General features: G+C 63.1%; 13 protein-coding genes and 1 pseudogene. 5 read left to right on the forward strand and 9 right to left on the reverse strand.

All coding sequences use genetic code 11. The features are described 5' to 3' along the window. The 3 genes from ispF to H2510_RS17775 are packed head-to-tail and all read right to left on the reverse strand — an operon-like array spanning window position 1 to window position 1,636. Complete coding sequence (gene ispF / locus H2510_RS17765) at window positions 1–465, reverse strand: 2-C-methyl-D-erythritol 2,4-cyclodiphosphate synthase (RefSeq protein ID WP_186629624.1); 465 nt, start codon at window positions 463–465, stop codon at window positions 1–3. Further along, entirely contained in the window at window positions 462–1,136 is a 675-nt protein-coding gene (ispD, locus tag H2510_RS17770) for a 2-C-methyl-D-erythritol 4-phosphate cytidylyltransferase (RefSeq protein ID WP_397517384.1), read from the reverse strand. Before ispD ends, ispF begins: the two co-directional genes overlap by 4 nt. A gap of 11 nt (window positions 1,137–1,147) precedes the next feature. Beyond that, complete coding sequence (locus tag H2510_RS17775) at window positions 1,148–1,636, reverse strand: CarD family transcriptional regulator (protein ID WP_084345496.1); 489 nt, start codon at window positions 1,634–1,636, stop codon at window positions 1,148–1,150. A 357-nt stretch (window positions 1,637–1,993) separates the two neighbouring features. Here H2510_RS17775 and H2510_RS17780 point away from each other — a divergent pair, with 357 nt between their 5' ends. The 3 genes from H2510_RS17780 (at window position 1,994) to disA (ending at window position 5,308) form a co-directional block, all read left to right on the forward strand. Further along, the gene (locus H2510_RS17780; RefSeq protein WP_186629626.1) at window positions 1,994–2,653 is read left to right on the forward strand and encodes a copper chaperone PCu(A)C; all 660 of its coding nucleotides are present in this window, start codon (window positions 1,994–1,996) and stop codon (window positions 2,651–2,653) included. Between the two features lie 35 nt (window positions 2,654–2,688). Next, a complete protein-coding gene (radA, locus tag H2510_RS17785) occupies window positions 2,689–4,098 on the forward strand; it encodes a DNA repair protein RadA (RefSeq protein ID WP_186629627.1) in 1,410 nt (469 codons plus the stop codon). A 112-nt stretch (window positions 4,099–4,210) separates the two neighbouring features. After that, complete coding sequence (gene disA, locus H2510_RS17790; RefSeq protein ID WP_186629628.1) at window positions 4,211–5,308, forward strand: DNA integrity scanning diadenylate cyclase DisA; 1,098 nt, start codon at window positions 4,211–4,213, stop codon at window positions 5,306–5,308. A gap of 22 nt (window positions 5,309–5,330) precedes the next feature. Here disA and H2510_RS17795 read toward each other — a convergent pair whose 3' ends face one another. Together H2510_RS17795 and H2510_RS17800 are read right to left on the reverse strand one after the other, a co-directional pair. After that, window positions 5,331–6,077 carry a hypothetical protein gene (locus tag H2510_RS17795; RefSeq protein WP_186629629.1) on the reverse strand — a complete coding sequence of 249 codons (747 nt, stop codon included), beginning with the start codon at window positions 6,075–6,077 and terminating at the stop codon, window positions 5,331–5,333. Window positions 6,078–6,175: 98 nt separating this feature from the next. Beyond that, window positions 6,176–6,799 (reverse strand): carbonic anhydrase, encoded by a 624-nt coding sequence (locus H2510_RS17800; RefSeq protein WP_088944281.1) that lies wholly within the window; start codon window positions 6,797–6,799, stop codon window positions 6,176–6,178. A gap of 68 nt (window positions 6,800–6,867) precedes the next feature. On the opposite strand from H2510_RS17800, the gene H2510_RS17805 reads away from it, so the two are divergent. After that, window positions 6,868–7,764, forward strand: coding sequence for an A/G-specific adenine glycosylase (locus tag H2510_RS17805; protein WP_186629630.1), 897 nt, complete (start codon window positions 6,868–6,870; stop codon window positions 7,762–7,764). Window positions 7,765–7,780: 16 nt separating this feature from the next. Here the strand turns inward: H2510_RS17805 and H2510_RS17810 are convergent, their stop codons facing one another. Next, a complete protein-coding gene (locus H2510_RS17810; RefSeq protein ID WP_397517381.1) occupies window positions 7,781–8,596 on the reverse strand; it encodes an alpha/beta fold hydrolase in 816 nt (271 codons plus the stop codon). Continuing rightward, window positions 8,593–9,330, reverse strand: coding sequence for an alpha/beta fold hydrolase (locus H2510_RS17815; protein ID WP_186629632.1), 738 nt, complete (start codon window positions 9,328–9,330; stop codon window positions 8,593–8,595). Before H2510_RS17815 ends, H2510_RS17810 begins: the two co-directional genes overlap by 4 nt. A 44-nt stretch (window positions 9,331–9,374) precedes the next feature. On the opposite strand from H2510_RS17815, the gene mhuD reads away from it, so the two are divergent. After that, entirely contained in the window at window positions 9,375–9,683 is a 309-nt protein-coding gene (gene mhuD / locus H2510_RS17820) for a mycobilin-forming heme oxygenase MhuD (RefSeq protein WP_186629633.1), read from the forward strand. Between the two features lie 116 nt (window positions 9,684–9,799). Here the strand turns inward: mhuD and H2510_RS21115 are convergent. Together H2510_RS21115 and H2510_RS17830 are read right to left on the reverse strand one after the other, a co-directional pair. After that, window positions 9,800–11,962 (reverse strand): annotated as a pseudogene (locus H2510_RS21115) (putative bifunctional diguanylate cyclase/phosphodiesterase); the annotation flags it as partial. A gap of 135 nt (window positions 11,963–12,097) precedes the next feature. Further along, window positions 12,098–12,535 (reverse strand): OsmC family protein, encoded by a 438-nt coding sequence (locus H2510_RS17830; RefSeq protein ID WP_186629634.1) that lies wholly within the window; start codon window positions 12,533–12,535, stop codon window positions 12,098–12,100. Between the last annotated feature and the right edge of the window lie 45 nt (window positions 12,536–12,580).

Here is a 12,580-nt window from a genome sequence, read left to right on the forward strand (position 1 = left end):
TTACTCACTCATGACAAGTGCCGTCGCAACGGCGGCAATTCCTTCGCCTCGTCCCGTCAATCCCAATCCGTCGGTGGTGGTCGCAGACACCGAAACGGGTGCTCCGAGAATCGCCGACAACGTCTCCTGCGCCTCCACGCGTCGCGGCCCGATCTTCGGTCGATTTCCGATGATCTGGACTGCGGCGTTACCGATACCGAAACCGTGTTCGGCAAGAAGGCGGCGCACCTCGGTCAGCATTGCTGCACCGCTGACGCCGTCCCACTCGGGTCGCCCGGTCCCGAAAACCGAGCCGAGATCACCGAGACCTGCTGCGGACAGCAGCGCATCGCACAGTGCGTGGGCGGCGACGTCACCGTCCGAGTGGCCTTCGAGCCCGTCACCGTCCTCGAACAGCAGGCCCGCGAGCCAACACGGCCGCCCGACCTGGATCGGGTGCACGTCTGTTCCGATGCCGACTCTCATGCAGTCTCCTGTGCGGTGATCGCCTCTGCGAGCAAAAGGTCGTGTGGAGTGGTGATCTTGAATGCGAGTGATTCACCGGTGATCGTGTGCACCGTCTCACCGAGACGCTCCACCAGGCCTGCGTCGTCGGTCGCGGAGTCCGTGGATTCGGCGTAGGCGCGGATCAACAGATCGGCACGAAATCCCTGTGGGGTCTGAATTGCTCGGAGTGAGCTCCGATCGGGGGTCCCGACCACGGCGCCCATGAGATCGACCGACTTGACGGTGTCGGTTACCGGAACTGCGGGTACGACGGCACCGCGTCCAGCGCGCACCTCGGCGACCACCCGTGCAACCAGGGTAGGCGGAGTGAGCGCGCGCGCGGCATCGTGAACCAGCACGATGGCTGCGTCTCCCGCGACCGCGAGACCGCAACGCACCGAATCGGTGCGTTCATGAGCCCCTTCGACCACCGTGACGGTAGGTCCGAGGAGCTCACGCGTGTGCTCGACCAGATCAGCCGGCACGATCACAACAATTCGGTCGACGGCGCCTGACGCTGTCAGACCGTCGACCGAATGTTGCAGAAGGGTTCTCCCCTTCAAAGTCACATATGCCTTCGGCATTCCTTGTTGAAGCCGAAGGCCCTGGCCCGCCGCCGGTACGAGCGCGACGACCGGGCCAGCATGCACGCTGGTCACACCTAGGAGGCTGCGGCCAGAACTTCGTCGAGAATGATGTCGGCCTTGGCCTCATCCGTTCCCTCGGCGAGCGCAAGCTCTCCGACCAGAATCTGACGCGCCTTGGCCAGCATGCGCTTCTCGCCTGCAGACAGGCCGCGATCCTGCTCACGACGCCAGAGATCACGAACAACCTCGGCAACCTTGTTGACGTCACCGGAAGCAAGCTTCTCGAGATTCGCCTTGTAGCGTCGAGACCAGTTGGTGGGCTCTTCCGTGTGCGGTGCCCGAAGCACCTGGAAGACCTTGTCCAGACCTTCTTGACCTACGACGTCACGGACACCGACATACTCGGCATTGTCCGCAGGAACTCGAACAGTGAGATCACCTTGCGCAACTTTGAGAACCAGGTACTCTCTCGGTTCACCCTTGATGGTGCGGGTTTCTATCGCTTCGATTAACGCCGCTCCGTGATGGGGGTAAACGACGGTCTCTCCGACCTTGAAAATCATGTGTCCCGTGCCCCTTTCGATTTTGCCAGTTTACCACGCGCTCAGATCAACGGTGCAGGTCAGGGGCACAACGCAGACTTTCCAGGGGTTGACAGCCGCCGGTTAACGTGTATCCGCGGCCCCGCAGGCGGGTACCCCGGCACCCTCTTTCAAGGTGGTCCACGTAACAGCAATCGCCGGTCAACACGCCGGTCGGAGCCCGATACCGCACGTTCCGGACGCCCCAGAGGTCTACCCTCGAAAGCTGACTACTACTCTGCCTAGTGGACCTGGAGCTACCGGCCCAGGCTCGGCAAAGGCACTGGCCCGGAACCGCATCGGCACCCCCGACACACCGGCACAACTGGAGGACGACCCGTGACTGCGTTCAACGCTGCGACCACGCACCGAAAGACCCGCCTGTGGGCAACCGCTCTCGCGGCAGGCGCAGCACTGACTCTGACTGCCTGCGGCTCCGGCCAAATTTCTCAGACCGCCCAGCAGGTCTCGGCTGTCAACGGAAACTTTGCCGATGTCGGCGACATCTCACTGCGCAATGTGCATGTGGTGTACCCGCAGAGCGAGGAGTACTCGATCGAGCCGGGTGGCAAGGTCGAACTCGGCTTCATCGCCGTAAACAACAGCACCACGACCCCCGATCGCCTCACGCGGATCTCCACGACAGCGGCGTCCTCGGTGACGGTCGGCAAGGAGACTGGCGGAACCGAGATTGCGCCGTTGACCGCCCTCGGTGCCGGAGCCCCCGCGGGCACCGAGCTCGATGACGAGCTGATCCCCTTGCAGATGATCGTCGTCGAACTCAACAGCATCGGCGAGGAAGTTCGCCCAGGCCTCACGGTCCCTGTCACGTTCACATTCGAGGAGGCCGGTGACGTCGAGGTTCTCGTCCCCGTCGACGCAGGCCAGGTTCTCCCGCGCAATGTCTCGACCAAGTCGCCCATCGAAGCAGAGGCGCACGGCGCCGAGAACAGCGTCGTTGAGACTCAGGTCGAGGAAGGCGCCGACGGTAACAACTGACGTTCCTGTCGGTACCGTCGTTTAGCGTTTTCCACGTGGCCAAACTGAAGACGAACTACCGATGTTCGGCCTGCAGACACACCGTGGCCAAATGGGTAGGCCGATGCCCGGACTGCGGTAGCTGGGGATCGATGGACGAGGCGCCCGTGCTCACCCCGGTTGCAAGCAGACCGGGCGCTTCCGGTCTGGGCGCCGGCAACACCCGGTCGGCGACCACCGCAATGATTCCGACGTCGCCCGCCACTGCCCTCACCCAGGTCAGCAGCAGTACTGCACAGGCGAACTCGACCGGTATCCCGGAGTTCGACCGCGTACTCGGTGGTGGGCTCGTCCCCGGTTCCGTAGTACTCCTCGCCGGTGAGCCCGGGGTGGGCAAGTCGACGCTGCTCCTCGAGGTGGTGCACCGCTGGGCCCGTACCGGCGAAGACCGGCGTGCGCTCTACGTCACGGGCGAAGAATCCGCCGGTCAAGTTCGATTGCGAGCAGACCGGACGGGCGCGGTCCACGAACGCGTCTTCCTCGCCGCAGAATCCGATCTTGCGACGGTGTTCGGCCACGTGGAGCAGGTCGCACCGAGTCTGCTGATCGTCGATTCGGTCCAGACGATGCTTGCCGCGGACGTCGACGGAGTCATCGGCGGTGTCACCCAGGTCCGCGCGATCACCAGTGCGCTCACGTCCCTGGCGAAGACGACCGGCATAGCGGTCCTCCTGATCGGTCACGTCACCAAGGACGGTGCCGTCGCGGGTCCCCGTTCACTCGAGCACCTGGTCGACGTAGTTCTCCACTTCGAAGGCGACAAGCACTCCACTCTCCGCATGATCCGCGGGGTCAAGAATCGCTTCGGTGCTTCCGACGAAGTGGGGTGCTTCGAATTACGAGATACCGGCATCGAGGGCATCACCGATCCGTCGGGCCTGTTCCTGCATCACCGCACCGACGCGGTGCCCGGCACGGCAGTGACAGTCACCATGGACGGTAAGCGTCCGTTGCTCGCCGAAGTGCAGGCACTCGTCGTCGATACGCACATGCCTTCCCCACGCCGTGCGGTCAGCGGCCTCGACCATGCCCGAGTAGCCATGATTCTGGCCGTCCTGGAGCGACGCTGCGGGGTGAAAGTGGCCCGGAGCGAAGTATATGCAGCAACGATCGGCGGAATGCGTACCAGCGAACCTGCTGTCGACCTGGCGCTCGCGGTCGCAGTGGCGTCTGCCGTGACGGATCGTCCGATACCCACAGGGGTGGTCATCCTCGGTGAGGTCGGGCTGGCGGGAGAAGTCCGTCGGGTTTCGGGGCTGGGTCGACGCTTGGCCGAGGCAGCACGGCTCGGCTTCACCCACGCCATCACCCCCGAACACGACGACACCGTGCCGAAGGGAATCGAGGTACGCACCGTCACCAATCTCGGCGAGGCACTCGATTACGCACATATGCGGACGGTTTGATCAACTCCAGTAGCCTCTAGCTGCGAGACTGTGAGACACCACTGTTGTAGAAGTAGTGCTGATGCAGCCGAAAAGCCGTTGTGGAAGCAAATGCTGGGACGAGGGGACGAACGTGGACGAGAACGCACGCGATGCCAGTGCATCCCCGGCGCTACGTGAAACCATCGCCCGGTTAGCACCGGGCACGGCCCTGCGCGACGGGCTGGAACGAATACTTCGAGGCCGTACCGGCGGTCTCATAGTCCTCGGTTACGACGACGAAGTCGAGAAGATCTGCGACGGCGGATTCGAGCTCGATGTCGAGTTCGCGCCCACCAGGCTGCGTGAACTCTCCAAAATGGATGGTGCCGTCGTGCTGTCCACGGACGGCAAACGAATCGTCCGCTCCAACGTGCAGCTTGTGCCGGATCACAAGATTCCTACAGTCGAATCGGGAACGCGGCACCGCGCCGCCGAACGTACCGCCATGGAGACCGGATATCCGGTCGTCTCGGTCAGCCAGTCGATGAGCATCGTCAGCGTTTACGTAGCCGGAGTTCGATATGTCATCGAGGGCTCGGCGACCATCCTCTCGCGTGCGAATCAGGCTGTAGCCACCCTCGAGCGCTACAAGCAGCGTCTCGACGACAACACCCGTCAGCTTTCGGTCGTGGAAATCGAGGACTTCGTCACTCTGCGTGACGCACTCACGGTCGCTCAGCGTTTGGAGATGGTTCGCCGGGTCTCGGTCGAAATCGAGCAGAACGTCCTTGAACTCGGCACCGACGGTAGGCAGCTGGCGCTGCAGCTCGAGGAACTATTGGGCGACAACGACGTCGACCGTCAGCTCGTCGTCCGCGACTACCTTGCCGGTCCTGAACCGTCGACCACGGCAGCCGTGGAGAAGGCTTTGGCTGCTCTCGACAAATTGACCGATGTCGATCTACTCGACCTCACCACGCTCGCACGCGCATTCGGCTACCCGTCGACCATCGAAGCACTCGACACACCGATGAGCCCACGTGGATACCGCGTCCTCACCCGGGTACCGCGGCTGCAGTTCAGCCAGATCCATCGGCTTGTCGTCTCGTTCGGCACGCTGCAGGGGCTTCTTGCAGCAACAGCGGCAGACCTACAGTCGGTCGACGGCATCGGAGGACTGTGGGCGCGTCATATTCGTGAAGGGCTTTCACGTCTGGCCGAGTCGTCCATCGCGGGCCCGTTCGACTGATCGGACCCGCACGCCGGCCGGCTCAGGTCATGTTGAACGGCTCGGGAGAGCTACGCAGCTCACCGAGTTGAGCGATCACCTTGTACGAGCCGACGCCGACAGGTATCCGCTCCTCACCACACCCGGGAACCGAATTGGTACCGGACCACTTGACCGTGAACCCTGCCTGCTCGCCGGGCTTGAACGTCCGCAGGTCGGATTGCGCGTCGGGGAAGCAATCTGTGTTGGACCAGATCCGCAGATCGTCGAGCGTGAACACGAGCGCCTGCTGCAGGCCTGCACCGACGTCGCGCTGGCACTCCGTGGAACTGATGTTTGTGATGACGACGGTGAAGCCGGGCTCTTCGCCGACCTTGTACGACGCCTTGTCCGGCGTCGCCTTGATGGCGAGGCTTTGATCCGAGCACTGGTTTGCCGGCGCCGCAGCTGCCGGCTTCGAGGCAGTCGTGGACGCTCCGCTGCTCGTCGACGTACCACTTGCGGAACCACCGGATGCGGAACCACCGGATGCCGATGCGCCGGATCCAGCACCCGAACCTGCCGAGGATGCACCCGATTCCTTGGCTGCGGCGGAGGCACTCGGCGTTGCGGCCGGCCCCGGAGACGTCACGACACCTGCCGGCTCTGCCTGCGGCGGATCTTCGTTGCCACCACTGAGCGAGGAGATGAACCACACGATCAAACCGAGCACCACGACAGCCGCACCGATGGCGAGTGCGCGACGACGCCAATAGATTTCGGGGGGCAACGGCCCGCTTGGTTCCAACACAGACCAACCGTATGCGTTACGCAGCTACGATTCTCTGAAGCGCCTGCGGCGTGTCGCCTTGTAGGTCACTAAGAAACCGTCCGAAAAGACGAACAAGCTCAGGGAAGCTCGCCGATATCACCGATTACCCCGCGCAAGCGAGCGTTACCTTCGGACAACTGATAGGTCAGGCCGACGATGGCCACTTCCCCCGCGTCGACTTTCTCCGCGATGATCCGCGACCGCTGCATCAACAGATTGCCGGTCTCCTCGACGTGGCGTGCCTCGAAGTCGTCGACGTTGGAGTAGCCGTCACGGCGGGCGGACAGCACGGACGGGGTGACGCGTTCGACGAGGTCACGAATGTAGCCACCGGGGATGTCACCGGAGTCCAACGCATCGAGAGTCGCTTTGACGGCCCCACACCCATCGTGTCCGAGCACGACGATGAGGGGTACATCGAGAATCGCTACGCCGTATTCGATCGAGCCGAGGACGGAAGAATCGATGACGTGGCCTGCGGTTCGGACGACGAACATGTCACCGAGGCCCTGGTCGAAGATGATCTCGGCAGCGACGCGGGAGTCCGCGCAGCCGAAGAGCACGGCGCGTGGATGCTGCTCCTGTGTGAGACGTGCACGGTCCTCGATACCCTGGCTCGGGTGCAGAGACTCGCCCGCGATGAAACGCTGGTTACCCTCTCGAAGTGATTTCCACGCGGTTATCGGATTCGTCGAAGGCATAGAGATCATTGTGCACCGATCCGGCTGTTACCGGCGAGTCGGATACCGAACAACCCGAGGAGATATGCGTGCCGATCAGTCCAGTTGCACTCCTCGGGTGGTTCGACACCGAGGAGCGCGACCTGCCATGGCGACGTCCAGGCGTCAGCGCGTGGCAGATTCTGATGAGCGAAATCATGCTGCAACAGACGCCCGTATCCCGCGTTGCTCCGATCTGGGAAGAGTGGATCGCGCGTTGGCCCGTCCCGTCGGAGATGGCGGCGTCTTCGCAAGCCGATGTTCTGCGCGCATGGGGCAAGTTGGGCTATCCGCGTCGGGCGTTGCGTTTGCATCAGTGCGCGGGGGTGTTGGCCGCCGAGCACGGCGACACCGTGCCGCAGGACGTCGAGACACTGCTGTCGTTACCAGGCATCGGTGCGTACACGGCTCGCGCTGTCGCCTGCTTCGCGTACGGTCAGCGCGTTCCCGTCGTCGATACCAATGTTCGACGCGTCGTCGCTCGGGCAGTGCACGGCGCTGCGGAACCAGGCAACCCGTCGACGACACGGGATCTCGCCGACGTCGAGGCGTTGCTTCCCGCGGGGAGCGCGCGCGCGGCCAGATATTCGGCAGCACTGATGGAATTGGGCGCGTTGATCTGCACCTCGAAGAATCCTGCGTGCCTGCTGTGCCCACTGCCCGAGTGCTCGTGGATCGAAGCAGGCCGCCCGGCCTACAGCGGACCTGCCAAGAAGGTGCAGAAGTTCACGGGCACCGATCGGCAGGTACGCGGGAAACTGATGTCTGTTCTACGTGAAACCGACGGTCCGGTGGATCGGGCCCGGTTGGACGTCGTGTGGCTCAGCGACCCCGGGCAACGCGATCGCGCCTTGGACTCGCTGCTCGTGGACGGCCTGATCGAACAGACGGCGGCAGGGCTTTTCGCTCTGGCCGGTGATGCGGGGTCCCCGACCGGTCTCGGATAGCCGGTGACCCCGTATGTCAGCGCAAGAAGTCGATGAGTACTTCGTTGACCTTCTCGGGGCGCTCGAGGTAGCCGAAGTGTCCGGTGTCCGGGATCTCCTCGTACCGAGCTCCCGGAATCGCCTGCGCGACTTCGCGGCTCAGATGGACGGGGATGAGCCGGTCGTCGGCGAATCCCACCACGAGGGTCTTGGCTGCAATCGTGCGATATGCGGTGAGTCGTTCGGATCCGGCACGCATTTCGAGGCCGATCTGCGCTCGCTTACCCGCCGATCTGGTACCGCCGGAGAACTCCATGACGGCGAGCCAGTCACCGATCGCCGCCTCGTCGCGCAGGGTTTTCGGTGCAAAATTGTTCATTGCGGTAATTGCCGCGCGGTAGGTCGCCGGGAGTGTGATGCTCGCGTCGTACAGATCTCTTTCGCCCTGGGCCATGGCCTTCTGCATCGTCGACGAACGGCCGTACGTCGCCATCATGACCGCGTGCGAGACGAGGTCCGGCCGCGCCAACGCGAGTTCCTGCGTGACACGCGAGCCCATCGAGGTTCCGACGACTCGTGCCGGTGCTGCGCCCACGTGCTCGATCAACGCCGCAGTGTCGGCCACCAGATCGTCGAGCACCATGCCGGCACCGCACTCCGACGACGGCGCTATCCCTCGGTTGTCGAACGTGAGGACCTGGAAGCCTGCCTTCACCAGTGCCGGCACCTGGTGCGTCTGCCATACCCGCCCCGGGCTCCCCGAGCCCATCACCAATACGACGAGCGGGCCGGTACCTTTGACGTCGAAGTTGATATCGATTCCGTTGAGCTTCACCAGGGACATTCGCGTCATCGTAGTTGTCGGAGGAACACTTCCACAGCTGCGCGGTAGAGCTCGGGCTGCTCATCGTGCACGAGATGCGCCGCGCCTGGAATCAGTACATAGCTCGACTTGGCGTTCTTCTCGTGCATCCGACGCATTTGCCCCGGCGGTGTGATTCCGGACGCACCCTCGATCAGTAACGACGGAGCGGTGACGGATTCCCATTCGTTCCAGAAGTGCCTCGTACCCCACTCCTGCGAGATTGCCTCGAACGTCGATACGTCACCGTGCAGATACCAGCCGTCGTCTCGACGCTGGAAGGAATCCAGAAAGTACTGCCCTGCGACGTCGCCGAAGAACTCACGTACTGCCGATTCGGTCTCGAACGGCTGTGGCCACCGACGAATGAGTGCAGCCCAGTCATCGGCCGTGCGCCCGCGGAAGTCCGGTGCGATGTCCTCGATGACCAGGCCTGCCACCAGATCGGGTCTCGCCGCCGCAAGACACCAGCCGTGCAGCGAGCCCATCGAATGCCCGATGACGACGCATTCCCCGATGTGCTCCGCGTGAGCGGTCAGGTCCTCGACGAAGGCCTCGGTACCGATCCCGCGCGGAGCGGGCCTGCCGTGCCCCGGCGCGTCGTAGGTGTAGACGTGGCCGAACGCACGCAGCCACGGCACTTGGCGTCGCCACGTTCGCGCGCTACCCATCAACCCGTGCAACAGCAAGATCGGTCGCCCGTCCCCACCCTCGTCGTGCAGCATCGTCACGACTGTAGCTTTCCGTACGACCGAGTAGCCTCTCGGTCATGGCTGTCGTGAAGATAAATGCAATCGAAGTTCCGGAAGGTGCAGGCGCGGAATTGGAGAAGCGTTTCGCGGCCCGCGCGGGCGCTGTCGAAGGTTCGCCAGGTTTTCTCGGCTTCCAACTCCTGCGCCCGGTCAAGGGCGAAACCCGCTACTTCGTGGTGACGCAATGGGAGACCGAGGAGGCATTCCAGGCGTGGTCGGCGGGCCCATCCAGGGCAGCGCATTCGGGCGAGCGCGCCAAGCCCGTCGCCTCCGGAGCATCGCTACTCGAATTCGAAGTAGTCCTGGACGTCGCAGCCAAGTCCTGACGTCCCGTCGGAGTGCCGGTCGTCGGCAATAGCTCTTGCGACACGGTGACACAGAGTTCGCGTTCGATGCGGGCGATCGATTCCGCTAATTCTTCGGCCGGCACCGGGCGTCCGATATAGAAGCCCTGCGCGCCATCACACCCGAGTGCGCGAAGCCGATTCAACGTGTCCCCGTCCTCGACCCCCTCCGACACCACGCTCATTCCGAGACTGCGTGCCAGGTCGATCGTCGACCGCACGATCGAGGCATTGATGGGCTGGCTGTTCATCGCCGTCACGAACGACTTGTCGATCTTCAAAGTCTGAACGGGCAGCGAACGTAAGTATGCCAGCGAGCTGTATCCGGTCCCGTAGTCGTCGATCGCAATGGTCACACCCAGATCGCGCAGCGCGACAAGGGAATCGACCGACCGACGTGTATCGGTCATTGCCGAGGTCTCCGTCACTTCGAATTCCACAGCAGCCGGAGGCAGATCGTGACGCTGGAGTGCCCGATCAACCTGCCCGACGAGCGTCGGGTCGATCAAGTTCCGGACCGAGAGATTGATCGCGACCCGAATGTCGGAACCGTTGCGGCGCAGCGCACTACAACACGCCAGCGCATCTTCGAGGACATAGGCGGTGATCGCGGGCAGCATGCCGGTGCGCTCGGCATCTGGAAGAAACGACGAGGGGGCGATCAAACCCTCTCGCGGATGCTGCCAACGAATGAGCGCTTCGACGCCGGTCACCGATCCGGATCCGAGATCGAGACAGGGTTGAAAGAAGACTGTGAGCTGACGTTCGCTCAGCGCTGTCTTCAATTCCCCCAGCAAACGCATCTGCTCATGGCGATCGCAATCCATGGAGGGTGCGTACACCGACAATCGAGTGTGCTCGTGCTTGGCCGACGTCAGTGCCACGTGTGCATGTTGCAACAAACCTTGGGCGTCGACACCGGGTTGATCGGCGGACAAGGCCATTCCGACCGTGGCCTCGAGCGCGACGTTGATATCGGTGACGAACATGGTGCAATTCACCGCACGCTGAAAGTGCTCGGCGCACCGCGACGGCGACAGCTCCATCGAGTCTGCGGGGACGGATACGACGAACTGATCGCCACCCAATCTTCCGACGACCGCATCCACGACGGCTGCCGAGACCAATCGGTCCCCGATCTCCCGCAGCACCCGATCGCCGACGGCATAGCCGAACGTCTCGTTGACGTGGGCGAACCTGTCGATGTCGACGACCATCACCACAATCCCCGCCTCGCCTGCGGACCGGATCGACCGATCGAGAAGCTCACCGAGGTGAGTGCGATTCGCAAGTCCGGTAACGGGATCGGATATGGCCGCACGGGTCAGCGCGGCAGCCTGCCTGCAGAGCACCCGCAGGAAACACGCTATCCGGGCCGCCGCAAGCGCAATGATCACCATCGTGGAGCCGAGTACAACCCAACCCCACTCGGCCGCTGGAAGCCCGCGCGCCAACTGCACGGCCATCACCGTGGGAGCCATCAGTATCGCCAACCCCAACCCGACCAGTCGGGTGCGATCGAGCACGAAGTGGGATTTGGGACCCTGACGGGGTTTCCATGCACGAGAAGGCGGATACAGGGCCACCGATCCCGCGAGGACGAAGCCGGTCAGCAAGCAGGCCTGGACAATGGCGGAGTCACGCACCTCGACGCTGACGGCGACACGCGAAATCCAGGTACCAGCGAAGAAGAAAAGAAATGCGCACGCAGCCAGTGCAAACGGTGCCTTCCGTGCCCTTTTCGAGAGCAGCAGAATCACCATCAGCGATACGAGAAAACCGTCGGCTCCGGCGTAGACGATGGCCTGCCAGTGATTGATGAAGGACGTCATGTCCAGACTTGTTTCGACTCGCGCCGAGATGACAACTATCCATGTCGCCAGTGCAACACCGATGGCGACGATCGCTCCTTCGAGGATGTCCTCCACCCGGAACGCCCGCGCGTTGCCCAACCGAAACAGAAGTAGCCCGAGGATGAGGGCCAGATGGCCGCCGACCCAAAGAACATCTGCCCAGGACATCATCATCGTGTGGTTCGGGTCGCCGACGAGATTGCCCAAACCCCACGCGAGTAGGCCTACTACCCACAGCGTCCAGCTGACGCCGTTCACCGACCGATTCATCCGGGCGCCGAAGACGACGAAGGCCAATGCCACCGCCATCAGCACGCCATTAGCGATCGAGCGCGGAAGGCCTGCGGGCAGTAGGAGGTACAACCCCGTGCCCGACAACCCCAGCAGCAAAAACCACGACCAGCGCATTGTTTTCAGAGCGTCCCCTTGTCCACCGACTACAGCCGTGCCCGACACCGAGTAGAAACGGTCCAACAGTGGACATTCGGAGCGAGAACCTCAGCGGATTGGTTGGATCTCATCTTTGGTGGAGGCCGATAGAAATCAGGATTCGAGTGCAGCATCCAGAGTGATGTCGACCCCGGTCAGCGCCTTGCTAACCGGACAAGTTTCCTTCGCGGACTGCGCAGCCTTTGCAAAACCGTCGGCGTCGAGACCGTCGACCTCGGCTCGGACGGTGAGCTTGATCCCGGTGAGCTTGAAGCCCGGTGTATCCGGTCCCAGCGAGACCTCGGCAGTCACGTCGAGGCTCTGCGGAGTGCCGCCCGCCTCGGCGATCACGGCCGACAGTTGCATCGCATAACAAGCCGAATGCGCTGCAGCGATGAGCTCCTCCGGACTCGTCGTGCCATCGGCGTTCTCGGCCGCGCGCTTGGGGAAGGACACATCGAATGTCGCAGCACCCGAACTGGACAACTCGACCTGACCCGACCCTTTCTCCAAGGTTCCGTTCCAGGCCGTGCGTGAAGTGCGTGTAGGCATCGCTTTTCGACTCCTCGTTCGATGCAGGCTCGGATGAGCCCGGAG

Source organism: Rhodococcus sp. BP22 (assembly GCF_014281965.1).
Taxonomy (GTDB): domain Bacteria; phylum Actinomycetota; class Actinomycetes; order Mycobacteriales; family Mycobacteriaceae; genus Rhodococcoides.

What these genes read in the sequence shown, in the direction of transcription:
- ispF (WP_186629624.1), bottom strand. Translation starts at nt 465, where the DNA reads ATGAGAGTCGGCATCGGAACAGACGTGCACCCGATCCAGGTCGGGCGG.
- H2510_RS17815 (WP_186629632.1), bottom strand. Translation starts at nt 9,330, where the DNA reads ATGCTGCACGACGAGGGTGGGGACGGGCGACCGATCTTGCTGTTGCAC.
- mhuD (WP_186629633.1), top strand. Translation starts at nt 9,375, where the DNA reads ATGGCTGTCGTGAAGATAAATGCAATCGAAGTTCCGGAAGGTGCAGGC.
- H2510_RS17800 (WP_088944281.1), bottom strand. Translation starts at nt 6,799, where the DNA reads ATGCCTTCGACGAATCCGATAACCGCGTGGAAATCACTTCGAGAGGGT.
- H2510_RS17830 (WP_186629634.1), bottom strand. Translation starts at nt 12,535, where the DNA reads ATGCCTACACGCACTTCACGCACGGCCTGGAACGGAACCTTGGAGAAA.
- H2510_RS17775 (WP_084345496.1), bottom strand. Translation starts at nt 1,636, where the DNA reads ATGATTTTCAAGGTCGGAGAGACCGTCGTTTACCCCCATCACGGAGCG.
- H2510_RS17810 (WP_397517381.1), bottom strand. Translation starts at nt 8,596, where the DNA reads ATGACGCGAATGTCCCTGGTGAAGCTCAACGGAATCGATATCAACTTC.